This window comes from Xanthomonas sontii (genome assembly GCF_040529055.1).
GTDB lineage: Bacteria > Pseudomonadota > Gammaproteobacteria > Xanthomonadales > Xanthomonadaceae > Xanthomonas_A > Xanthomonas_A sontii.
Genome location: NZ_CP132342.1, coordinates 2,776,935 through 2,798,451, shown reverse-complemented (window position 1 = coordinate 2,798,451; position 21,517 = coordinate 2,776,935). Strand labels below are relative to the sequence as shown.

Sequence of the window (21,517 nt, the reverse complement as noted above, 5' to 3'; positions counted from 1 at the left end):
CATGACCGACAGCATTCACGAAGGAAGGATCAAGGCGATCCTGCACGGCATGCGTCGCGCCGAACGGCGCCGGGCCGAGCGGCGCGCCGACAGCAGCGACCTGCTGTCGCTGATCGACGGCGCCGCCTATGGCGCACCGGAGGATGCGCAACGCGCACTCGCCTGGCTGGCGCATGACGGCACCCTGGAGCATCTGAACCACGCCGACCTGCACAATGTCGGCGACACCATCTGCGTGGCCTGGAACGGCTGCGGCAGCGATCTGGCGACGCTGTCGCAATGGCTGCGGGAGGTGCGCCTGGCCGATGGCCGCAACGCCCTGCAGGCGCTGCGCGACGGCGACAGCGCAGACCTGCTGGCCGCGGCCCTGACGGCATTTCCCGGCTGACGCCGAGCGGTTGCAGCGTCCATCACACACGGTGACCAGCGACGCGCCACCCCGGCATGCACGATGCGCTGCCAGACAGCCGGCGCCAATGCGCATTTTCCAGGGCAACCGCCACCGCCGACAGAAGCAGCCGGCCACAGCGAACTGCAAGTCGCTGCCCCACGCTGCCGTACAGCGCGCGGCAAAGTCCCAGCGATGGCCCGGTCTTCAGCGCCTGTGGCCCATGTGGCACCGATCCGCCCGCAACGACGCGCCGGCAGCGCCCACTCAGTCCAGCGGCGCGACCACCAGCAGCGGGTCGAGGTCGTACCCCATCGCCACCGCCTTGGCCTTGATGCCCTCGAACACGCTGCGCTGCATGCGCGGCGAGCGCGACAGCACCCACAAATACTTGTGTCCGGGTTCGCCGATCAGCGCCCATTGATAATCCGGGTCGAGCGCGATCACCCAGTAGTCGGCCCACACCATCGGCAGCCAGGCCAGCCAATCCGGCGCGAAGCGCACCTGCAGCCGCCCGGGATGGCCCTCCACCCGCCGGGCCACACCGTCGGCCGCCAGCATGTCGCCGCTGGCGGTGCGGCAGGCGTTGCGCACGCCGACCTGACCGTCGTCGCGCAGCACATAGGCCGCGGTGACGTCGCCGACGCATTTCTTCTGGAAAGAAACCGGCAGATGCGCGATCTCGTGCCATTGCCCGGCATAACGGCCGAGATCGAACGCGGCGACCGAGCTCACCGGCTGCGCGGCGCGCAGCGGCGGTGCGAGGCACAACAGGCACGCCAGCAACAGCAGCGCGATCGGCGAAAGGCGCATGCGCAGGTTCCGATGGACGGGAAGCAGCAGCTTATGCAGGAGCGGCGCAGCGATGTAAAGCGCGGCGCAAGGCGCCGGCCGTCATGGCGCGGCGGTCAGTTGCTCAGATCGGCCATGGAGTGCTGGTCCGGACGGCTGGCGCACTGCACCGGCTCGCGCAGCACCACGCGCTCGACCACCCCGTCGCGCCGCTGCAGGTAGGTATTGACCATCACGCACTCGGAACCGACCTGCTCGATGTAGGGCGCATCGGCACCGTGACCGCCCTGCTCGCCCGCATGCTCGGTCCGGTCGGAAGGGGCTGCCACGGCGTTGCCGGCCATGGCCAACAGCAGGGCCACGCCGCCACATCTCCGTCCGAATCCGCTGGTCATTGGCAGGTTCCCCCGATTGCCCGTGCCTATGATTACGACAGCCAGCGCCGTTGATTGAGCGGAAGATCCCGAAAAACCGTGAACTGGGTGCAGTTGTCTACGAACGTTGACACGCCTTCTTCACACCCGATCAGGGCAGAGGACAGTCGCAACAGGCCTCGCGCATGCGGAAATCTGCACAGCGCGGGAGATCGGCCCGGACGCCGAATGACGACGCCGTACGCCACCTTCGACGACGGCGAGCAAGGCAGCACAACACACCGCCAAGGCATGCAGATGCCGCAAACCCTCGCGGCAAAAGAAAAGGGCCTGCATTGCTGCAAGCCCTGAAAGAATGGTGGCCGAGGACGGAATCGAACCGCCGACACGGGGATTTTCAATCCCCTGCTCTACCAACTGAGCTACTCGGCCACTGCGCAACGCGGCAGGACCGGTGCGAGGACGCGCATCATAGCGAGGTGATCGGGATTGGGCAAGCGCAATGTTGCAGAATTTTCCTACCGACCGCCGCGGCCTGCGCCGACTGCGTCCGATCCGAGGGGGCGCGATGCTGGACACGTCCTCGGCATCCGGCCGGCGCACGGCAGGGACGCCTTGGTGATGGCCGCTGGCCGGATCGCCGAGGACACCGACTGGACGCCCGGCCAGCCGCGGTCATTCCGCCATACCTGAACGTCCGCAGGGACGTGCGGGTCAGCCTGGATGATCTGGTGGGTTGCTGCGCCAAGGGCGATCGGAGGAGCAGCAAAGGAGGTGGATGGCATGACGGAACGGGGTAATGGCCGGCCCACAGGCCGGCCGCATGCCGGATTGCGGGCTGACGGCAGATGGCACGACGCGGACGACGCCATCGCGCAGCTAGGTTGGGCGAGCCTGCCATTCCAGTGGCGGAAGCGCACGACACCAAGCGAAGGCGCCAGTAGAGCGTGTCCGCTGTCCGCCTTGCGTCACGTCATGTCACGTCGCGCGCGCGACCGCCAGCATGCCGCCAGCTTTCCGCAGCCCGCGCAGTCCGGGGGAGGCTCCGCCATCGCTGCGCCACCACGGCAGACAGGGGTGTGGTGTAGTCTTCGCCGGTCTTCCTTTCCGTGGATTCCGCCCATGCGTCACCCGCTCCGCCTCGGCTTGCTCGTGTTGTGCACCGCGTTGCTCGGCGCCTGCAGCGACGGCATCGTGCGGCGTGTGTCGGACCCGGCCGCCAGCGTGCAGCAACTGACGGTCAACATGGACGGCAGCTGGAAGGTGGACCTGCGCCTGCAGAACTACAGCAGCATTCCGATGCGCTACGACACCCTGCGTCTGGACCTCGGTGTGGGCGGCGAAGCGGCCGGCAGCCTGCAGGCCGCGCCCGGGATCTCGATCGGCCCGGAGACGGCGGACGTGGTGAGCGTCGCGCTGAAGCCCAGCTCGAGCGCGCGCATGGCCGTCGCCGATGCCCTGGCCGGCCGCCGCAGCCTGGAGTACACCCTGAAGGGCAGCATCGCCGCGACACCCGAAGACAAGAAGCCGCGCAGCTTCGAGATCGACACCCGCAACATGCTCTCGCCCGCGCCCGGCCTGGACGGCGTGCTGCGTTGACCCGGCGGTGGCGCTGAGGCGCCACCTGTCCCCGCTCCCTCCAACGCGACGTCCCGGCTTCCGGGGCGCGGAACGCGCCTGCGCGTCGACCCGCGCTTCACCGGACACAGGCGCTGCCTCGACCTGCCGCGCGGCACGCTAACGCACGGCGCCCTCGGCGCAGACCTGTCCGTGCGCTTTTCCTGAGGCACACCTCCTCCAGCGGGCCGCGTTCAGCCGGCGTTACCGCAAAATTAATACATAAATGTATTATTTATACATGTACAAATCATCGAGCCGCGCATGAGCCGCTTCGCCGCCACCGAGCAGCGCCTGGACGTGACCGCCCGCAAGCATCCGCACTTCCCGCGGCAAGCCGCGCTGGTCCTGCGGCTGATCAAGCTGCTGCACAAGCTCAGCCTGGACCAGAGCAACGAGGTGTTGCGGCCCTATGGCCTGAGCTACGCCGAATACAACGTGCTGATGATGATCGACGCCAGTCCCGACGGAACCTTGAACCCGTCCCAGCTGAGCGACGCGGCGGGCGAGAAGTCGGCCAACATCACCCGTCTGACCAGTCAGTTGGTCGACAAGGGCCTGATCCAGCGCATGCCCAGTGCCGAGGACCGGCGCATGCTGCTGCTGCGGCTGACCGAGGCCGGCGAGCGCCTGATCGAGGCGCTGATCCCCGACCTCTCCGCCCAGCTCGACACGTATGTGCAGCATCTGGATCCGGCGGCGCTGGCGCAGTTGCAGGCGCTGCTGAAGACCCTGCTGCGCGGGGTCGAGGACGCCGCATGAGCGCACAACACCCCAACGCCGCCGCCGCTGCCGAGGCAGCGCCAGGCCTGCGCACCCTGCTGGCCGACGCCCTGCGCGGCGAAGGCGAGGCCTGGCTGTTCGTGCTGCGCACGCTGCTGTCGATCTATCTGGCCGGCTGGGTCGCCCTGCGTCTGGACCTGGCCTCGCCGATGACCGCGATGATCACCGTGGTGGTGGTGATGCACCGGCAGACCGGCATGGTCTTCGCCAAGGGCTTCTACCGGGTGCTGGGCACACTGATCGGCAGCGTCGCGGCGCTGACGATGGTGGCGCTGTTCCCGCAGGAGCCGGTGCTGTTCGTGCTGGCGCTGTCGCTGTGGATCGGCGCCTGCACCGGCGGCGCGCTGCTGTACCGCAACTTCAAGGCCTATGCCTTCGTGCTGTCCGGCTACACGGTGGCGCTGATCGCGCTGCCGGCGGTGAACCAGCCGCAGAACGTGTTCAACCTGGTGGTGGCGCGGGTGACCGAGGTGGTGCTGGGCCTGCTGGTGACCGGCATCGTCAGCGACGTGGTGTTTCCCAGCCGGCTGCGCCAGACCCTGCGCGACACCGTGCGCCGCGCGTCCGACGGCTTCCTGGACTTCGTCCGCGACGCCACCGGCGGGCAGCTGCCGCGCGAGGCGATGGAGCAGGCGCACCTGCGCTTCGTGCGCGACGCGGTGACCATCGAGGACCTGCGCAGTTCGGTGGTGTTCGAGGATCCGGAGGCACGGGTGCGCAGCGGCCGCCTGCGCCTGCTCAACCAGCGCTTCATGGCGGTGTCGACCAGCTTCCAGGCGCTGCACCACTACATCAACCGGCTGCTGCGCAGCGGCGATGCGGAGGTGGCCGAGGCGCTGATCGGCCTGTATCGGCCGCTGAAGGCCGCACTCAGCGACCGCGGCGGACGCGAGGGCGCGGCCGCGACCGCGCGCAAGCTGGCGGCGTGCCGCGATGCGCTGGCGACGCGTGCGGCCGAAGCGCGTGCGACCCTGCCGGCGGCACGGCACGAGGGATTCGACACCGGCGTGTCGCTGCTGCAGCGCTTCTTCGCCGACCTGCACGACTACGTGGCCACCGAGGCGACCCTGGTCGCGCCGCAGCAGTGGCGCACGCCGCAGGACCGCGGCGACACCGCGGTGTTCGTGCGCGGCAACGACTACGCCGCGGCCGCACTGACCGCGCTGCGCAGCGCGTTGCTGGTGGCGACGATGTGCTGGCTGTGGATCCAGGCCGGCTGGATCAGCGGCGCCACCGCGGTGTTCCAGGCAGTGGCGCTGAGCGCGATCCTGTCGTCCAGCGCCAACGCGCCCGCTGCCGCGCGCTCGCTGTTCAAGGGGTTCGTGTTCGGCATCGTGCTCGGCGTGATCTGCCAGTTGCTGGTGCTGCCGCAGATGGACGGCTATGTGCTGTTCGTCGCCGGCACCCTGCCGTTCCTGCTGGTGACCCTGTACCTGGCCTCGAAACCGGCGCTGTACGGCTTCGCCACCGGCGCCAACCTGGCCTTCGTTTCGATCCTGGCGGTCCAGCCGACACCAAGCTTCAACGCCGCGGCCACCTTCAACAGCGTGGTGCCGCTGCTGCTGGGGACGCTGGCGGTGAGCGCGACGTTCGTATTCGTACCGCCGGTGATCGGCACCCGCTGGCAGCGCCGGCGCCTGCTGGAGCGGCTGCGGCGGCAGACCACGCTGGCCGCGCGTGCGCCGCTGCCGGGGCTGGCGCTGCAACTGGAGAGCGTCAACCGCGACCTGTTCCAGCAGATCGTCGCGCACACCCCGCCGGGCAGCGACGAACTGCGCGACCTGCTCGGCTGGGCGCTGTCGGTGCACGAAACCGGGCGCACCCTGGTCGAACTGCGCCGCGATGCGGCCGAAGGCACGCTGCCGCCGGCTTTGGCCACCGCGGTGGAGGCCGCCGTGCAGGCGCTGGCCGACCTGTATCTCGACCCCAGCCCGCACCGGCACCGACACGCCTTGCAGCGGGTGGAGGCGGCGCTGGCCGCCAGCCAGGTGGAAGGCGCGGTACCGCTGCGCTGGAAACCCACCCGCGAGCACCTGCTGCTGCTGCGCGGCGCGCTGCTCGACGCCGATTCCGTTCTCGCCGCGCTGGCCGATACGCCTGCGCCGACCACCGCCCCCCCAGGAGCCGACGATGCTGCTGCCCGCTGAACTCTCGATCGCCGGCGTGTACGTGCCCGGCCTGCTGGTGCTGGGCCTGGCCCTGCTGCTGGTGGCCTGGGCGCTGGACGCGGTCGCCGGCCGCGCTGGCCTGTACCGCTACGCCTGGCATCCCTCCCTGTTCCGTCTGGCCGTCTACGTCGGCGCCTTCGCCGCCCTCGGCCTGCTCCTTCTTCCGTGAGTCCCGCCATGAAGACCCCTGCCCTGATCCGTTTCGCCCTGACCGCCCTCGTGGTGCTGGTCGCCGCCCTGCTGGCGCATGCGCTGTGGCGCCATTACATGCTCTCGCCCTGGACCCGCGACGGCCGCGTGCGCGCGGAAGTGGTGCGGATCGCGCCGGACGTGTCCGGCCTGGTCGATGCGGTCGCCGTGCGCGACAACCAGCACGTCAAGCGCGGCGACCTGCTGTTCAGCGTGGACCGCAAGCGCTACGAGCTGGCCCTGGAAAAGGCCCGCGCCAACCTTGCGGTCGCGCAGGCGCAGGCGCGTGCGGCCGGTGCCAGCCTGTCGGCAGCGGCCGCCACCCAGGCGGCCAGCGAAGCGGAATTCCAGATGCGCCGCGCCCAGGCCGAACGGCGCGCGCGTGCCGCCGCGGTGATCTCCGCCGAAGCGCGCTCGGACGCCGAAGCCACCGCGCGTTCGGCGCAGGCCGACGTGCACCGCAGCGCGGCGCTGCGCGGCCAGGCCACCGCGGCACAGGCGCAGGCGGTGGCATCGGTGGAACAGGCGCAGGCCGCGCTTGACCTGGCCGAGCTGGATCTGCAGCGCACCCAGGTCCGCGCCACCGCCGACGGCTACATCACCAATCTGGAAGTGCGCGTCGGCGACTACGCCCAGGCCGGCAATGCACGCCTGGCGCTGGTCCGCGACGATGCGATGTGGGTCTACGGCTATTTCGAGGAAACCAAGCTGCCGCGGGTCCACGTCGGCGACCGCGCCGACATCCGCCTGATGAGCGGCGGGCTGATGCTGCACGGCCAGGTCGAGGGCATCGCCCGCGGCATTTCCGACAGCGACAATCCGACCGGCACCTCGCTGCTGGCCAACGTCAGCCCCACCTTCAACTGGATCCGCCTGGCGCAGCGCGTGCCGGTGCGCATCCGCATCGATCCGGCCAGCGTGCCGCAGGGCACCCTGCTCGCTGCGGGCATGACTGCCACGGTCAGCGTGCATCCGCGGAAAAACTGATGCCGCGCCTATGGGGCCTCCAGCGATCAGGCGGGCTCACGTGTAGGAGCGGTTTTCGGGGCAGCTCCAACAACGACGAAACGTCATTTGCAGGAGCGGCTTCAGCCGCGACGCGCATTCCTGCTACACCGCGTCGCGGCTGAAGCCGCGCCCACACGTTGCAAGGACAGATCCCGCCGAGCCGCGGCAACAACGGGCTGCCAGTGGCGCGCTCGTAGCGGCAGCAGACGCCTACCGCAGCAAACCAGCACGGCGCAGGCCTTGCACCTGCGCGCATGCTGTCGCCACGGTCACCGCAGTCCTCAGTCCTTGGCCTGCCGATTGACGCCGAGGAAGCGCCCGGCGATCACCGCATAGCCGCTGCGCGACACCGTGCTGCCCGGATCGAAGTAGGCATGCAGGGTCGGCTGCAGGTCCTGCGGCCCCTGGGTCGCCGCGAAACGCGCGTTGAGGATGCCGGCATCCAGCGCCAGCTGCACATAGCCGCGCAGGTTGCTCGGGATCGCCGCCACGTCCTCGATCGGCAGGCGCTGGTTGTTGTAGCTCACCGACAGCGTGCCGTCGAAGGCCAGCGCCTGCGTCTGCAGGCCCAGCGCCTGCACCAGCGAATACGCCAACTGCAGTTTGCTGACGGCGTCGTTGGGGCGGAAATCGCCGGCGACCAGCCCCATCACCGCGGCCTGGTTCTGCTGCAGGTCGCGCAGCACCCCGCCCTTGCCCACCGCCGCCTCGGCGAACGGATAGGCCGGGTCGTTGCGGCCGAGCCCGCTGAAGCTGGGCGTGGCCGGCAGCGCCTGGCGCACGCCGGCACCCATCACCAGATAGCGCGCCAACTCCGCGCGCTTGAGCGGATTCTGCGGACGGAACAGGCCGTCGGCGTAACCGTCGATCAGGCGGTTGGCGACCGCGTACTCCACCGCGCCGCGATCGCGATCGCCGCTGGCGACGTCGTTGAGGCCGGTGTAGCCGCCGCTGCGCAGGAAATCCAGGGTGCCGCGCACCGTGCCCGGCGCCGCGATGCCGTTGCTGCCCTTGGGCGCCACCGGTACGCCACTGATCGAACCGATGCCGCGCACGCTGATGGTCCAGGTGCCCGGCTTGCCCGGCGCACCAACGCTGACCGTGCTGCCCAGCAACGGCAACGCCACCGGCGAGCCATGGCTGACGCCGTCCGGATCGGTCAGCACCAATGCCTGGGTGTTGGCGTCGATGGTGGCCTTGGCGCTGATCCAGGCGACGTCCTTGCCGACGGTGAACGACTGGGTCTGCGGCGTGCCCACCGGCGAGAACGCCACCTCGAACGGCTGGCTGCCGCCGGGCAGCACCAGCGCATTGCTGTAGAACGGATGCAGGGAATTGACCGTCTTACCGAAGCCGCTGCGCTGCTTGCTCGCTTCCAACAGCGCGGCATAGGCATTCACGTAGCCCGCGCCAGCCTCCCAGTACGTGCGCCCGGGGATGTTGGTGGCGGTGCGTTCGAGCAGGTCCTTGACCTGGTCCGGAGTCAGGTCCGGGTTGGCCTCCAGCAGCAGCGCGACGATGCCGGCCACGTGCGGGGTGGCCATCGAGGTACCGCTCATGGTGGTGTAGAACGGCAGTTGCGCCGGCGCGATCAGCTTGCTGTCCTTGTCCGCGGCCAGCGGCGGCAACGCGCCGGTGGAATCGCGGGTGGAGACGATGTCCACGCCGGGCGCGGTGATCGTCGGCTCGTTGAGATAGGTCCAGGTCTTGCCGTCGGCCATGGTGAAGCTGCCGCTCTCGCCGCGCTTGCCGCGCGAGGAGAAGTCGGCCAGCGTGCCGTCCTTCTCGCCGGCGGCCACCGAGATCACCCACGGCGCCTGCGCGTACGGATTGTGGGTGTCCTCGTTGGGGCCGTCGTTGCCGGCGGCGAACACGCTGACGATGCCGCGCTTGTACAGCTCGTAGGTGGCGACGTTGACCGGATTCTGCGGATCGAACTTGCCGGAGGAGCCCCAGGAATTGCTGGTGACGCGGATCGGATCCTTGAAGCTGAACTGATGCGTGGCCGCATAATCCAGACCGCCGACTGCGTCCAGGATCAGCAGCACCGCACCGGATCCGTAGCCGACCAGACTGGCGCCGGTCGCCACGCCGCGATAGGCGCCGTTGGACTGCGCGCCGGTGCCGCCGACCGTGCCGGCGCAGTGCGTGCCATGGCCGGAGCCGAGATCGGTATTGGGCACACCCTCCGCATAGGTGATCGGCAGCATCGCATCGACGTTGGCCAGGTTGGTGGTGCCCAGCACGTTCTGCACGACGCGGGTGCCGTAGGCGAGATCGCGATGGGTGGCATCGATGCCGGAGTCGTTGATCATCACCCCGACGCCGCGGCCGCTGTAGGGCAGCGCGCGGCCGAAATCGCCGGGATTGCCCTGCGCGCGGTCCACGCCGGTCAGCTCGCGGGCTTCCTTGTTGAAATAGCGCAGCGGTGCGTTGTAGTAGATCGAGGCGACGTCGTCGCGCTGCGCCAGCGCGCGGATCTCGGCCGGCGTGGCCAGCGCGCCGGCGATCGGCAGCGTGCGCATGGTGATCCCGCGGGTGATGCCCAGCGCATGCAGCGCGGTGAGTTGCGAGGCCGAGACCGGCCCGGACTGATCGTAGGTGATCACGATCTGCAGTGCGTCGCCGGCCGGCGCAGCGGCGAGCTTGGCTTCCAGTACCTGGTCGAGATGGGCGGCGGCCAGGGCGTCGCCGCCGGCGAACACACCGCCGGCGAGGACGGCGCAGATACCGACGGCAAGAACGGGACGGCGAATGGACATTGCGGAATCTCCGGATCGTCGAAGCCCGTAGCGGGCGGTCAGCGCAGCGTGCCGGGCGCGCCGATACGCGGCCAATCCGGTATCGCACCCAGGCCGACCAGGTGGAAACACCCAGCCGCGGCGCATGCAACTACCACGGGATTGGAGGGTGCGCTCCCCTGTCGCCGCTCGCGACAGTCGGCACTGCACGGCGAGCCACACGCCGGGGCATGCCACCCGATCCAGCGAACACCGCGGCTGGAACGGCAACAGAGTGCATTGCAGGCAGAGGGCGCCGACATGCGGCAAAAACAGGGTGCGGGAGCGGCGTGCCCGATCCGGCGCATCGGCGCGCGGTGCGGCCGAAAGGAATGCGGGACGTGCGGGGCCCATTCCGATTCCCGGACGCCATTCCGGGGAGCGGTGGAACCCCGCACGTCCAGCACGGGGGATCGCGGTGGCTGCCGACCACGCCGCCGAACGGCGACAGCGTGATCGAAGGCAACCGCGAAAACGTCAACGACAGCAGTCGATCGGACGGCGCTTCATTTCGTCGAAGAACGGCGGCCTCCGGACTGCATCGCAAGCACCGACACGCGGTCGACTGCGCTTGCAGCGGATCGGGCGGACGCTGGCGTCCGCCCGATCCGGTCACTTCTTGCTGGCTTCGCGCAACGCCGAGTAAGCGTTGAGATAACCGGCGCCGACTTCCCAGGAGGCACGTCCCGCCATCGGTGTGGCGGTGCGCTCGATCAGGTCCTTGACCTGGTCCGGGGTCAGGTTCGGATTGGCCTCCAGCACCAGCGCCACCACACCCGCCACATGCGGCGTGGCCATCGAGGTGCCGCTCATGGTGGTGTAGAACGGCAGCTGCGCCGGCGCGATCAGCTTTTCGTCCTTCTGCGCGGCCAGCGGCGGCAACAGGCCGGTGGAGGCGCGGGTGGAGATGATGTCCACGCCCGGCGCGGTGATGCTGGGCTGGTTGATGTGGGTCCAGCTCTTGCCGTCGGCGGTGGTGAAGGTATCGCGCTCGCCGGCCTTGCCGCGCGAGGAGAAGTCGGCCAGCGTGCCGTCGACCTTGCCGGCGGCGACCGAGATCACCCACGGCGCCTGTGCGTACGGATTGTGGGTGTCTTCCTTGGGACCGTCGTTGCCGGCGGCGAACACGCTGACGATGCCGCGCTTGTACAGCTCGTAGGTGGCGACGTTGACCGGGTCGGCCGGGTCGAACTTGCCGGAGGTGCCCCAGGAGTTGCTGACGACGCGGATCGGATCCTTGAAGCTGTTCTGGTGCGAGGCCGCGTAGTCCAGGCCGCCCACCGCATCCAGCACCAGCAGCACACCGCTGGAGCCGTAGCCGACCAGGCTGGCGCCGGTCGCCACGCCGCGGTACTTGCCGCCGGACTGCGCGCCGCTGCCGCCGACCGTGCCGGCACAGTGGGTACCATGGCCGGAACCGGCGTCGGTGTTCGGCACGCCCTCCAGGTAGGTGACCGGCAGCATCGAGTTCAGATTGTGCAGGTTGGTGTTGGCCAGCACGTTCTGCACCACGCGGTCGCCATAGGCCAGGTCGCGGTGGGTGGCGTCGATGCCCGAGTCGTTGATCAGCACGCCGACGCCGCGGCCGGTGTACGGCACGGTGCGGCCGAAGTCGCCCGGATTGCTCTGCGCGCGGTCGACCCCGGTGGCCTGGCGCGCGTCCTGGTTGAAGTAGCGCAGCGGGGCGTTGTAGTAGATCGAAGCGACGTCGTCGCGCTCGGCCAGCGCCAGGATCTCCTCCGGCGTGGCCAGCGCACCGGCGATCGGCAGGGTCTGCATGCTGACGCCGCGGGTGATGCCCAGGTCGTGCAACACGGTCAGCTGCGCCGCCGAGACCGGCTTGGACTGCTTGTAGGTGATGACGATCTGCAACTCGTCGGTCAGCGGCGTGCTGGCCAGCTTGGACTCCAGCAGGCTGTCCAGATGCGCGGCGGCTTCGGCCTTGCCGCCAGCGAAGACGCCGCTGGCGAGCACGGCGCAAATGCCGATGGCGAGTGCGGGACGACGGATGGGCATCTGGAATCTCCGGTTGGTGGGCCCGGGACGGGCGGGTGACTGCAGCCTGACGCGGCCGCGCGGTGGCGCCTATCCGGGATCGCCCCTACTGCGCGTGGGTGGAAACACCCAGGGCCGCGTGCATCGCCCGTACGGATCGGTATGATCGGGACGAAGGCCGCTGCCGCGCGCCGCGGTGCCGGGCGGAACGCAGGCGCGGTGCGCAGTGCCGGCACATGCAACAGGGGGTTTCAGATGCACACGATGTTCGCAAGGGTTTGCCTGCTGTTCTGCGCCGTCGCGGCGTCCGGCGGGCTCGCCGCGCAACCGCTGCCGGTGCAGTTGGACGTGAGCGGCAATGTGGCGACGGCGGCCATCGGCGCCGGCCCGCACCCGCTCGCGGAACTGACGCTGGAGTTCGACAACGCCAGCGGTCTCAGCCCGGCCAACCTCGGCCTGAGCGCAGAACTGCTGACCCCGGCCCAGGTCACGGCCTTGCTGCCGCGGCTGCCCAGCATGCAAACCGGCCAGGTGCCGTCGCAGTTGCCGCTGCTGATCACGGTGACACCGCCACCGAGCGGCGGCCTGACGTTCCGGCGCGTCGTGCATGTGGAGCTGCACACCCATGCGCTGGCCTATACCGCCGACAGCACCCTGCGCCTGTTCAAGGCCCCGGAGGGCGGCGATTTCCGCGACATCACCGATGAGATCGCCCCGGGCAGCGTCCGCGCCCGCGGCACCACCGGCGGCTTCTCGCAGTTCATCGTGCTCCACGACCTGCGCCCGACCGCCAACGTGGTGGCCGCCAAGCTGAGCCGGCTGCAGGCGCTGGTGGCGCAGCTGCCCGCCAACGAGGCGGCGCCGCTGGCCTCGATGCTGAACAGCGTACAGAGCGCCCTGGCCAATGCCGACTACACCGCCGCCACGGTCGCGCTGGACGGGTTCCGCGAGCAGGTGTCGTCGCGCGCCGGCCATGGCATCGCGCAAACCTGGAACGCCGGCATGAGCGCAGGCAACCCCGCCGGCGAACTGCTGGCCGGCGCCGCGACGCTGCGCTTCTCCATCGACTACCAACGTCTCTACGCGCCTTGAGCGCTGCGGGACCGGTCGCACCCACCGCGACGGAGGACACGCCGCGATGCCCGCGCGCCTGACTGCCTACCTGCCCGACGCGCCGGCACCGACGCTGCTGCTCGCCGCCGGGCAGACCCTGGCGATCGGCCGCGCGGCCGACAACGCGCTGGCGCTGGAACACCCTTCGGTGTCGCGCTGGCACGCGCAACTGCAGCCGCAGGCCGACGGCCACTGGCAGTTGCACGACCTGGGCAGCAAGAACGGCAGCTTCCGCGATGGCGTGCGGGTGGCCGCGCCGATCGCGCTGGAGACCGCGACCTGGCTGCGCTTTGGCGACATCTACGCCGAGTTCGCCCCACTCAGCCCGGCCGATGCGGAACTGGCCGAACGCCGCCAGCGCGCCCGCTGCGATCGCGCCACCGCCCTCACCCAAGGGCTCGCCCAGATCGGCGGACTCGACGATCTGCTCGGCGCCAGCCTGGACGCGGTGGTCGAACTGGCCCAGGCCGAACGCGGCCTGCTGGTCCTGGCCGAGGCGCACGGCCAGCGCGTCGCGGCCAGCCACGGGATCGGGCCGCTGCCGCTGCAGCACAGCCTCCCCGGCAGCGAGGGCGCCCTGCACCGCGCCCTGCGCGACGGCCGGGCCACCGTGGCCCACGACGTCGGTGGCGTGCCGTGGCTGGCCGAGCGCGCCTCGGTCTGCGCCGCCGGCCTGCGCACCCTGCTATGCCTGCCGCTGCGCGACGGCACCCGCGTGCTCGGCGCGATCTACGCCGACAGCCGCCGCGCCGGCAGCGCCATCGGTGCGCTGGACATGCAATTGCTCGAAGCCTTCTGCGAGCGCGCCGCGCTCTGGATCGCCGCCCGCCAGGCGCTGCGCGACACCGGCGCGGAACAGGGTCCTGAGCCGGCATGAGCGATGCGGCCACCGCCACCGGCCTGTACGCGCAGGAGAGCCTGACCCCGGGCGACGTGCTGGCCGGCCGCTTCCGCATCGAGCGTTTGCTCGGCATCGGCGGCATGGGCCTGGTGTACCTGGCCCACGACCAGGCGTTGGGCATCGACGTCGCGGTCAAACTGCTGCGCCCGGAACTGGCGCAACGGCCGCAGGCCTTCGCCCGCTTCCGCCAGGAACTGCTGCTGGCGCGGCAGGTGTCCAGCCCGCACGTGGTGCGCATCCACGACCTGGCCGAACACGCCGGGCGCTGGCTGATCAGCATGGACTACGTGGACGGCGAGTCGCTGGAGGCGCGGCTGCAGCGCGAGGAACGGCTGGACGTCGACACCGCCCTGCGCATCGCCGGCGACATCGCCCGCGGCCTGCAGGCGGCGCATGCACGCGGCGTCGTGCACCGCGACCTCAAGCCGGCCAACATCCTGCTGCAGCGTGGCGGCGATGCGCTGATCAGCGACTTCGGCGTGGCCTGCTCGATGGCCAGCAGCGGTCTCGGCGCGACCCTGGGCAACGTCATCGGCACGCCCGCCTACCTGTCGCCGGAACAGGCGCGCGGCGACGCGCTCGACCCGCGCAGCGACCTCTACGCGCTGGGCCTGATCCTCTACGAAATGCTCGCCGGGCAGGTGCCGTTCGCCGGCGGCACCCTGTCCGAGACCCTGGCCCAGCGCATGCTGCGCGAGCCACCGCCGGTGGACCGGCTGCGCGCGGACGTGCCGGGCTGGCTGGTGCGGTTGCTGCAGCGGCTGCTGCGCCCGCAGCCGCGCGACCGCCTGCAGCACGCCGGCGAGGTGATCGTGGCGATCGAGCGTCGGCAACTGCCGCGCGATCGCCGGCGCTGGCGCCGGCTCGGCCTGGGCCTGGCCGCGACGCTCGCCGGTGCTGCCCTGCTTGGCGTCGGTGCCTGGCGGTGGCAGGCGCAACGCGCCAGCGCCCCGCCGCCGGTGGTCGCCGCGCAACCGCTGCCGCGCCTGCTGGTCCTGCCGCTGGCCGGCGACCCGGGCAGCGCCGAGCAACGCCTGGCGCTCGGCAGCTGGCTGCGCGGCAGCCTCGGCGAAACGCTGACCGTGGTCGATGACGCGCGCACCCGGCAGGCGTTGCGCCAGTACGACCCCACCGGCCAGGCGCCGCTGGACGTGGCGGCGCTGCGCCGGCTCGCTTCGGCGCAGCGCGTGCTGCAGCCGAGCCTGCAACACCAAGGCGCCGGCTGGCGCCTGCAGGCGCTGCTGCACCCGGCCAGCGGCGCGCCGCAACGCATCGACGGACCGACCGCCGCCGATCCGGCCGCGGCCTACGCCGCCTGGTTGCCGATCGCGTCCAGGGCGCTGCTCGGCGAAGGCGCCACCCTGCCCGACGACCTGCCCGCACCTGCCGCGCTGCAGGCGTATGCGCGCGGCCTGGCAGCGCAGCAGCACGACGACAGCGCGCAGGCACTGCAGCAGTTCGCCGAGGCCAGCGCGCAGGCGCCGCAGTCCGCGCCGTTGCGCCTGGCCGAGGTGGTCGCGGCGCAAGCCATCGGCGAAGAACAGAAGGCGCGCGAGGCGCTGGATGCGCGCGCGCCTGCGGCGACGGCGCGGCCGCGCACCCTGGCCCTGCTGGCGGCGCTGCGCCTGGAAGCCGAAGACGATCTCGCCGCTGCCGACAGCGCCTGGCAGGCGTTGGCCACGGCCCGGCCCGACGACAGCGAGGTGCAGTTGCAGGTCGCGCGCATCCAGGCGCAGGCCGGCCACCTGGACGCGGCACGCGATCGCCTGCGTACGCTGGCGCAGCGCGATCCCGACGACCCGCGGCTGTGGTTGGCGCTGGGCAAGCTGGCGATCCTCAGCGGCAACGCCGCCACCGCGGTGGACGACGACCTGCTGCGCGCGCAACTGCTGTTCCGCCGCGGCCGCGACCTCTATGGCGAAGCGGAGACGGTGAACGCGTTGGGCGTGGGCTACGGCCGGCTCGGCCTGGCGCAGCAGGCGCAGGCGCAGTACCTGCGCGCGGTGGAGCTGCGCCGGCAGGTCGGCAATCGCCGTGGCGTCGCCACCAGCCTGCGCAACCTGGCGGGCACGCTGAGCATCGGCGGTGCCTTCGCCGAGGCCGAACAGAAACTGCAGCAGGCGCAGGTGCTGTACGTCGAACTCGGCGACCGCGACGGTCAGGCCGCCGCCGCCAACGAACTCGGCCTGCTGGCCGAGGAGCGCGGCGACTACCCGCAGGCGCTGCAGGCGTTCCGCGGCGCGCTGACCGCCTGGCGCGCGATCGGCGATGCGCACGGCGTCGCCGAGACGCTCAACAACATCGGCTTCGCGCATTTCCAGTTGGGCGACCTGGACAGCGCGCAGGCGTTCTGGGAACAGGCCGCGCGCGCCTATGCCGACCTCAACGACGCCACCGGCCGCGTGCGCACCGCGCAGAATCTCGGCCTGCTGGCCACCGCACGCGGCCACTGGACCCAGGCGCAGACCCTGCTGAGCCAGGCGTTGCGCGAGGCCGAGCGCCACCAGATGCTCGAGGAAGTGGCGGTGAGCCGGCGCAACCTGGCCGAACTGGCGTTCTGGCAAGGCCAGCGCGCGGTGGCGCTGACCGAACTGGACCAGGCGCAGCGGCTGTTCCAGCAGAGCCGCGACCAGCGCGGGCAGACCGACATCGCCTTGCTGCGCGCGCAGGTGTGGCTGGCGTTGGACGACCCGGCGCAGGCGCGGCTGGCGCTGCAGCAGGTGCAGCGGCAAGCGCCCGCCTCGGTGTCCAGCGAACAGCGCGCGAGTGCGGCGCTGCTGCAGGCGCAACTGGCCGAACGCGACGGCGATGACGCCGCGGCCGCCGCCGCGCTGCGCCAGGCCGAGGCGCTGGCACGCGCCAGCGGCACCCGCCTGCTGCAACTGCAGGTCCAGGTACACGCGGCGCACGACGAACCCGCGCTCGCCGCGCTGGAGGGCGACGTCGCCCGCCTGGGCAATGCCGGGCTGCGCCTGCGCTATCTGCAGCAGGCGCTGCGCTACGGCGCGGCCGACCAGGTCGCGGCGCGCTATGCGCAGGCGCAGGCCCTGCTGCTGCGCGGCAGCCCGTTGTTCGCCGCCGCCCTGCACACGCAGGCCGCGCAGCGCCTGGACGCGCTCGGCGACCACGCCGCCGCGCAACGCGCCCGCCGCGCCGCGGCGCAGGCCACCGACGGTTCCGCTGTCGCGCGCGCACAGACCACGCCATGAACGACGCCGCCACGACCGCCGCCGAACGCTACCGCCTGCTGCTGCAGCGGCTGGAAGCCAACGAACGCGAATTCCGCCGCCTCGGCCGCGCCGTGGTCAAGGTGCAGGAGGACGAACGCCGGCGCCTGGCGCGCGAGCTGCACGACGGCGTCGGCCAGAACCTCACCGTGCTCAAGCACCGGCTGGCGCAACTGGGCGCGGCGCTCGGCGCGGCCGACGCCGCGTTGCGCGCACCGCTCGAAGACGCCATCCATCTGTGTACGCAGGCACTGGAAGACACCCGGCAGATGTCGCGCTTGCTGCGCCCGCCGATCCTCGACGACCTGGGACTGGAAGCCGCGCTGGGCTGGCTCGGCCGCAGCCAGTCCGCCGCCGGCGCCACCCCGGTCAGCGTCGAGATCGGCCCGCTGCCGACGCTGGACGAAGCGCTGCAGACCCTGCTGTTCCGCAGCGCGCAGGAAGCGCTGACCAATGCGCTGAAGCACTCGGCTGCGCAGTCGGTGCTGTTGCGGCTGGTGGCCCGCGACGGCTGGGCGCATCTGCAGGTGCTCGACGACGGCCGCGGCTGCGACCCGCAGCAGGCGCTGGTGGCCGGCGGCAGCGGCCTGAGCGGCCTGCGCGAACGCCTGCGCCTGAGCGGCGGCAGCCTGCGCCTGCAATCGTCCCCGGGCGAGGGCTGCTGCGTGCAGATCCGGGTCCCGCTGGAGGCCGATTGAACGTGATCGCCCTGCCCCGCCCCGACACCCGCGCGACGCTGCACACGCCGCGACATCCCGCCTGTCGGCGCGCTTGGAGCGCACCGGCATGAGCGCGCCGATCCGGGTCCTCATCGCCGACGACCACACCCTGGTGCGCGAAAGCCTGGTCGCCGTGCTCGACGCGATCGACGGCATCCAGGTGGTGGCGCAGGCCGCCGACGGCATCGAGGCGCTGGCCAAGGCCGAGGCGACCAGCCCGGATGTGGCGATCGTGGACATCTCGATGCCGCGGCTCAACGGCATCGACGTGGTCCGACGGCTGTGCGAGACCGTGCCGCTGGCGCGGATCCTGGTGCTGACCATGCACGAGGAACACGAATACGTGCTGCACGCGGTGCGCGCCGGCGCCTCCGGCTATCTGCTCAAGGACAGCGCCAGCGCCGACCTGATCGCCGCGGTGCGCAACCTGCACGCCGGCCGCGGCCACTTCTCGCCGCAGGCCGCGCAGGCACTGGTGGCGCAGATGCAGCAGCCGCAGGCGCTGCCGCCCGATCCCTACCGCAGCCTGACCGCGCGCGAACGCGAGGTGTTCCACCTGATCGTGGAGGGCCGCACCACCAAGGAGATCGCGCGGGTGCTGCAGATCAGCGTCAAGACCGCCGAGAACCACCGCTTCCGCGTGCTCAACAAGCTGGGCATGCGCAATACCGCCGAACTGGTGCGCTACGCGGTCCGCCACGGCCTGCTCGACTGAACGGCGCCGCGCACCGGCGGGCTCGGCGCGGCTGCGCATACTCCATACGCCATAGTATCCTGGGCACCTCGGCCGCGCCGCGGCCCTCGTCACGAGCGATCGCATGAGCACCTATCAAGCCCCGTTGACCGATCTCCGCTTCGCGCTGCACGACGTGCTGCAGGTGGAGGCATTGTTCGCCCGCCTCGGCCACGCCGACGCCAATGCCGAACTGATCGACGCGGTGCTGGAGGAAGCGGCGCGCTTCACCGGCACCGTGCTGGCGCCGCTGAACCGGGTCGGCGACGAGCACGGCTGCATCCTGGACAAGGCCACCGGCGCGGTGACCACCGCCCCCGGCTTCCGCGAGGCCTACCGGCAGTTCGCCGAGGGCGGCTGGACCGGGCTGACCGCCGCCGCCGAGTTCGGCGGCCAGGGCCTGCCGCACACCCTCGGCGTGCCGCTCAACGAAATGGTCAACGCCGCCAACCTGGCCTGGGGCAACTTCCCGCTGCTGTCGCACGGCGCGGTCGAAGCACTCAAGCAGCACGGCGAGGCCTGGCAGCAGGAGGTGTTCCTGAAGCCGCTGGTGGATGGCCGCTGGACCGGCACCATGTGCCTGACCGAACCGCACTGCGGCACCGACCTGGGCCTGCTCAAGACCCGCGCCGAGCCCAACGCCGACGGCAGCTGGTCGGTCAGCGGCACCAAGATCTTCATCACCGCCGGCGAGCACGACTTCACCGACAACATCGTGCACCTGGTGCTGGCGCGGCTGCCGGACGCGCCGGCCGGCGCCAAGGGCATCTCCCTGCTGGTGGTGCCGAAGTTCAAGGTCGCCCGCGACGGCAGCGTCGGCGAGCGCAACGCGCTGCGCTGCGGCTCGCTGGAGCACAAGATGGGCATCCACGGCTCGGCCACCTGCGTGATGAACTTCGACGGCGCCGAGGGCTACCTGGTCGGGCAGCCGCACAAGGGCCTGCAGGCCATGTTCACCATGATGAATACCGCGCGCCTCGGCGTCGGCCTGCAGGGCATCGGTCTGTCCGAACGCGCCTACCAGAACGCGCTGCACTACGCCCGCGAGCGCCTGCAGTCGCGTTCGCTGAGCGGCGCCAAGCTGCTGGAGAAGCCGGCTGACCCGATCCTGGTGCACCCGGACGTGCGCCGCATGCTGCTGACGGTGAAGGCGCTGACCGAAGGCAGCCGCCTGCTGGCGCTACATGCCGCAACCCTGATCGACATCGCGCACAGCGCGCAGGACCCGGCCGAGCGCGAGCAGGCCGACGTGCTGGTCAGCTTCCTCACCCCGATCTCAAAGGCCTGCCAGACCGAGTGGGCGGTGGAGAACACCTATCACGCCCTGCAGTGCTTCGGCGGCCACGGCTACATCCACGAACACGGCATGGAGCAACTGGCCCGCGACGCGCGCATCACCACCCTGTACGAAGGCACCACCGGCATCCAGGCGCTGGACCTGATCGGGCGCAAGACCGCGTCCAGCCAGGGCGCCGGGCTGAAGCTGTTCCTGGCGCAGATCGAGGCCTTCCTGACCGAGCACGCCGACAACCCGGCGGTGGCCGAATTCGTCGCGCCGCTGCGCGAGAAGGCCGCCGAGTGGGCGGCGCTGACCAAGCGCATCCTGCAGCGCGCCGCCGGCAATCCCGAGGAACTGGGCGCGGCCAGCTACGACTACGTGTTCTATTCCGGCTACGTGGTGCTGGCCTACTGGTGGGCGCGCAGCGTCGCCGCGGCCGAGGCCTCGGCGCACGGCGAGGCGTTCAAGCAGTCCAAGCGCGAGACCGCGCGCTTCTACTACGCCCGCCTGCTGCCGCGCACGCTGACCCACGCCGCGGCCATCGACAGCGGCGCCGCGCCGCTGATGACGCTGGCCGACGCGCAGTTCTGAGTCGCACATCCAGGTCCGAACGCAGCCCCGGCATGCACGCCGTGCCGGGGCCGCACGGCCCGCCGCGACCGATACACAAACCGTCACCAATCGGGTATAAGCTGTCTTCCCGATGGAGACAGACACAACAACGCTTGGTCTGATCGATACCGGGGCCTGCGGCGCCTCGGCCGCGGTCCCGTCGCCTGCGGCGTCCCCTTCCCACCTGCCTTCGGTCCGGCTGCTGTCGCTGGACGCGCATGGCCGCGTGCTGGACTGGATCAACTGGCAGGATGCCGCCTGCCTGTACGCACGCGGCGCGGTGGCCTGGACGCTCGGCGAGCCGTGCCTGCACATCCACGGCGGCATCAGCCGCGCCAGCGGCGAGCGCAGCGTGCTGGAGCTGCATCCGATCATCGCCGCGCGCGGCCACGCGCATGCGCGTGCGCTCGACCCCACCCCGACCCTCACCAATACCGCGCTGTTCGCCCGCGACGCGCAACTGTGCCTGTACTGCGGCCAGCAGTTCAGCCGCCCGCAGCTGACCCGCGATCATGTGCTGCCGGTGTCCAAGGGCGGCCGCGACATCTGGGAGAACGTGGTCACCGCGTGCTTCCACTGCAATTCGCGCAAGGGCAACCGCACCCCGCAGCAGGCGTCGATGCCGCTGCTGGCGGTGCCGTACCGGCCGAGCTGGATCGAGCATCTGATCCTGTCCAACCGCAATATCCTGGCCGATCAGATGTCGTTCCTGAAGGCGCAGTTGCCGAAGCGCTCGAAGCTCTCGTTGTAGCCGCGCGGCCTCACGCCGCCGTCACGCCCGCTGCGACGGATTGCCGCACCCCGGCCAAAACCGGCCATCCACGCGCCCGCGGATGAAC

At 70.9% G+C, this 21,517-nt stretch carries 18 protein-coding genes and 1 tRNA gene; 14 read left to right on the top strand and 5 right to left on the bottom strand.

Features of this window, described 5'->3' with window-relative positions; genetic code table 11:
• Position 1 precedes the first annotated feature (1 nt).
• Positions 2–388, top strand: coding sequence for a hypothetical protein (locus RAB70_RS11790; RefSeq protein WP_148829158.1), 387 nt, complete (start codon positions 2–4; stop codon positions 386–388).
• A 267-nt stretch (positions 389–655) separates the two neighbouring features.
• Here the strand turns inward: RAB70_RS11790 and RAB70_RS11785 are convergent, their stop codons facing one another.
• On the bottom strand, positions 656–1,201 hold the full coding sequence (locus RAB70_RS11785) for a lipocalin family protein (protein WP_148829157.1): 546 nt from the start codon (positions 1,199–1,201) through the stop codon (positions 656–658).
• A gap of 95 nt (positions 1,202–1,296) precedes the next feature.
• The gene (locus RAB70_RS11780) at positions 1,297–1,542 is read right to left on the bottom strand and encodes a hypothetical protein (RefSeq protein ID WP_148829156.1); all 246 of its coding nucleotides are present in this window, start codon (positions 1,540–1,542) and stop codon (positions 1,297–1,299) included.
• 240 nt (positions 1,543–1,782) lie between these two features.
• Here RAB70_RS11780 and RAB70_RS11775 point away from each other — a divergent pair, with 240 nt between their 5' ends.
• On the top strand, positions 1,783–1,905 hold the full coding sequence (locus tag RAB70_RS11775; RefSeq protein WP_265531488.1) for a hypothetical protein: 123 nt from the start codon (positions 1,783–1,785) through the stop codon (positions 1,903–1,905).
• Positions 1,906–1,910: 5 nt separating this feature from the next.
• Here the strand turns inward: RAB70_RS11775 and RAB70_RS11770 are convergent.
• Positions 1,911–1,986 (bottom strand) — tRNA-Phe (locus RAB70_RS11770).
• A gap of 690 nt (positions 1,987–2,676) precedes the next feature.
• Here RAB70_RS11770 and RAB70_RS11765 point away from each other — a divergent pair.
• The 5 genes from RAB70_RS11765 (at position 2,677) to RAB70_RS11745 (ending at position 7,298) form a co-directional block, all read left to right on the top strand.
• On the top strand, positions 2,677–3,153 hold the full coding sequence (locus RAB70_RS11765; RefSeq protein WP_017909054.1) for an LEA type 2 family protein: 477 nt from the start codon (positions 2,677–2,679) through the stop codon (positions 3,151–3,153).
• 282 nt (positions 3,154–3,435) lie between these two features.
• Entirely contained in the window at positions 3,436–3,933 is a 498-nt protein-coding gene (locus RAB70_RS11760) for a MarR family winged helix-turn-helix transcriptional regulator (protein WP_017909053.1), read from the top strand.
• The gene (locus RAB70_RS11755) at positions 3,930–6,101 is read left to right on the top strand and encodes an FUSC family protein (RefSeq protein WP_148829155.1); all 2,172 of its coding nucleotides are present in this window, start codon (positions 3,930–3,932) and stop codon (positions 6,099–6,101) included. Before RAB70_RS11760 ends, RAB70_RS11755 begins: the two co-directional genes overlap by 4 nt.
• A complete protein-coding gene (locus tag RAB70_RS11750; RefSeq protein ID WP_017909051.1) occupies positions 6,085–6,291 on the top strand; it encodes a DUF1656 domain-containing protein in 207 nt (68 codons plus the stop codon). The genes RAB70_RS11755 and RAB70_RS11750 overlap by 17 nt, the downstream gene beginning before the upstream one ends.
• An 8-nt stretch (positions 6,292–6,299) precedes the next feature.
• Positions 6,300–7,298: an HlyD family secretion protein gene (locus tag RAB70_RS11745; protein ID WP_148829154.1), complete on the top strand. Its 999-nt coding sequence runs from the start codon at positions 6,300–6,302 to the stop codon at positions 7,296–7,298.
• Between the two features lie 302 nt (positions 7,299–7,600).
• On the opposite strand, the gene RAB70_RS11740 is transcribed toward RAB70_RS11745, so the two are convergent.
• Positions 7,601–10,081: a S8 family serine peptidase gene (locus tag RAB70_RS11740; RefSeq protein WP_148829153.1), complete on the bottom strand. Its 2,481-nt coding sequence runs from the start codon at positions 10,079–10,081 to the stop codon at positions 7,601–7,603.
• Between the two features lie 630 nt (positions 10,082–10,711).
• Positions 10,712–12,115, bottom strand: coding sequence for a S8 family serine peptidase (locus tag RAB70_RS11735; protein WP_148829152.1), 1,404 nt, complete (start codon positions 12,113–12,115; stop codon positions 10,712–10,714).
• 234 nt (positions 12,116–12,349) lie between these two features.
• On the opposite strand from RAB70_RS11735, the gene RAB70_RS11730 reads away from it, so the two are divergent.
• The 7 genes from RAB70_RS11730 to RAB70_RS11700 all read left to right on the top strand — a co-directional run bounded on the left by RAB70_RS11730 (position 12,350) and on the right by RAB70_RS11700 (position 21,429).
• Positions 12,350–13,186 (top strand): DUF6689 family protein, encoded by an 837-nt coding sequence (locus RAB70_RS11730; protein WP_148829151.1) that lies wholly within the window; start codon positions 12,350–12,352, stop codon positions 13,184–13,186.
• 46 nt (positions 13,187–13,232) lie between these two features.
• A complete protein-coding gene (locus RAB70_RS11725) occupies positions 13,233–14,084 on the top strand; it encodes an FHA domain-containing protein (RefSeq protein WP_148829150.1) in 852 nt (283 codons plus the stop codon).
• Positions 14,081–17,317 (top strand): serine/threonine-protein kinase, encoded by a 3,237-nt coding sequence (locus RAB70_RS11720; protein WP_148829149.1) that lies wholly within the window; start codon positions 14,081–14,083, stop codon positions 17,315–17,317. The genes RAB70_RS11725 and RAB70_RS11720 overlap by 4 nt, the downstream gene beginning before the upstream one ends.
• The gene (locus RAB70_RS11715) at positions 17,314–18,033 is read left to right on the top strand and encodes a sensor histidine kinase (protein WP_148829148.1); all 720 of its coding nucleotides are present in this window, start codon (positions 17,314–17,316) and stop codon (positions 18,031–18,033) included. Before RAB70_RS11720 ends, RAB70_RS11715 begins: the two co-directional genes overlap by 4 nt.
• An 88-nt stretch (positions 18,034–18,121) precedes the next feature.
• Positions 18,122–18,769 carry a response regulator transcription factor gene (locus tag RAB70_RS11710; protein WP_017911263.1) on the top strand — a complete coding sequence of 216 codons (648 nt, stop codon included), beginning with the start codon at positions 18,122–18,124 and terminating at the stop codon, positions 18,767–18,769.
• A 103-nt stretch (positions 18,770–18,872) separates the two neighbouring features.
• A complete protein-coding gene (locus RAB70_RS11705; RefSeq protein ID WP_148829147.1) occupies positions 18,873–20,657 on the top strand; it encodes an acyl-CoA dehydrogenase C-terminal domain-containing protein in 1,785 nt (594 codons plus the stop codon).
• A 112-nt stretch (positions 20,658–20,769) separates the two neighbouring features.
• Positions 20,770–21,429: an HNH endonuclease gene (locus tag RAB70_RS11700; RefSeq protein WP_173003348.1), complete on the top strand. Its 660-nt coding sequence runs from the start codon at positions 20,770–20,772 to the stop codon at positions 21,427–21,429.
• Positions 21,430–21,517: the final 88 nt, after the last annotated feature.

Coding starts and splice junctions, on each gene's coding strand:
- RAB70_RS11765 (WP_017909054.1), top strand. CDS start 2,677: ATGCGTCACCCGCTCCGCCTCGGCTTGCTCGTGTTGTGCACCGCGTTG.
- RAB70_RS11750 (WP_017909051.1), top strand. CDS start 6,085: ATGCTGCTGCCCGCTGAACTCTCGATCGCCGGCGTGTACGTGCCCGGC.
- RAB70_RS11710 (WP_017911263.1), top strand. CDS start 18,122: ATGAGCGCGCCGATCCGGGTCCTCATCGCCGACGACCACACCCTGGTG.
- RAB70_RS11740 (WP_148829153.1), bottom strand. CDS start 10,081: ATGTCCATTCGCCGTCCCGTTCTTGCCGTCGGTATCTGCGCCGTCCTC.
- RAB70_RS11755 (WP_148829155.1), top strand. CDS start 3,930: ATGAGCGCACAACACCCCAACGCCGCCGCCGCTGCCGAGGCAGCGCCA.
- RAB70_RS11705 (WP_148829147.1), top strand. CDS start 18,873: ATGAGCACCTATCAAGCCCCGTTGACCGATCTCCGCTTCGCGCTGCAC.
- RAB70_RS11785 (WP_148829157.1), bottom strand. CDS start 1,201: ATGCGCCTTTCGCCGATCGCGCTGCTGTTGCTGGCGTGCCTGTTGTGC.
- RAB70_RS11715 (WP_148829148.1), top strand. CDS start 17,314: ATGAACGACGCCGCCACGACCGCCGCCGAACGCTACCGCCTGCTGCTG.
- RAB70_RS11775 (WP_265531488.1), top strand. CDS start 1,783: ATGACGACGCCGTACGCCACCTTCGACGACGGCGAGCAAGGCAGCACA.
- RAB70_RS11735 (WP_148829152.1), bottom strand. CDS start 12,115: ATGCCCATCCGTCGTCCCGCACTCGCCATCGGCATTTGCGCCGTGCTC.
- RAB70_RS11760 (WP_017909053.1), top strand. CDS start 3,436: ATGAGCCGCTTCGCCGCCACCGAGCAGCGCCTGGACGTGACCGCCCGC.
- RAB70_RS11745 (WP_148829154.1), top strand. CDS start 6,300: ATGAAGACCCCTGCCCTGATCCGTTTCGCCCTGACCGCCCTCGTGGTG.
- RAB70_RS11700 (WP_173003348.1), top strand. CDS start 20,770: ATGGAGACAGACACAACAACGCTTGGTCTGATCGATACCGGGGCCTGC.
- RAB70_RS11725 (WP_148829150.1), top strand. CDS start 13,233: ATGCCCGCGCGCCTGACTGCCTACCTGCCCGACGCGCCGGCACCGACG.
- RAB70_RS11720 (WP_148829149.1), top strand. CDS start 14,081: ATGAGCGATGCGGCCACCGCCACCGGCCTGTACGCGCAGGAGAGCCTG.
- RAB70_RS11730 (WP_148829151.1), top strand. CDS start 12,350: ATGCACACGATGTTCGCAAGGGTTTGCCTGCTGTTCTGCGCCGTCGCG.
- RAB70_RS11790 (WP_148829158.1), top strand. CDS start 2: ATGACCGACAGCATTCACGAAGGAAGGATCAAGGCGATCCTGCACGGC.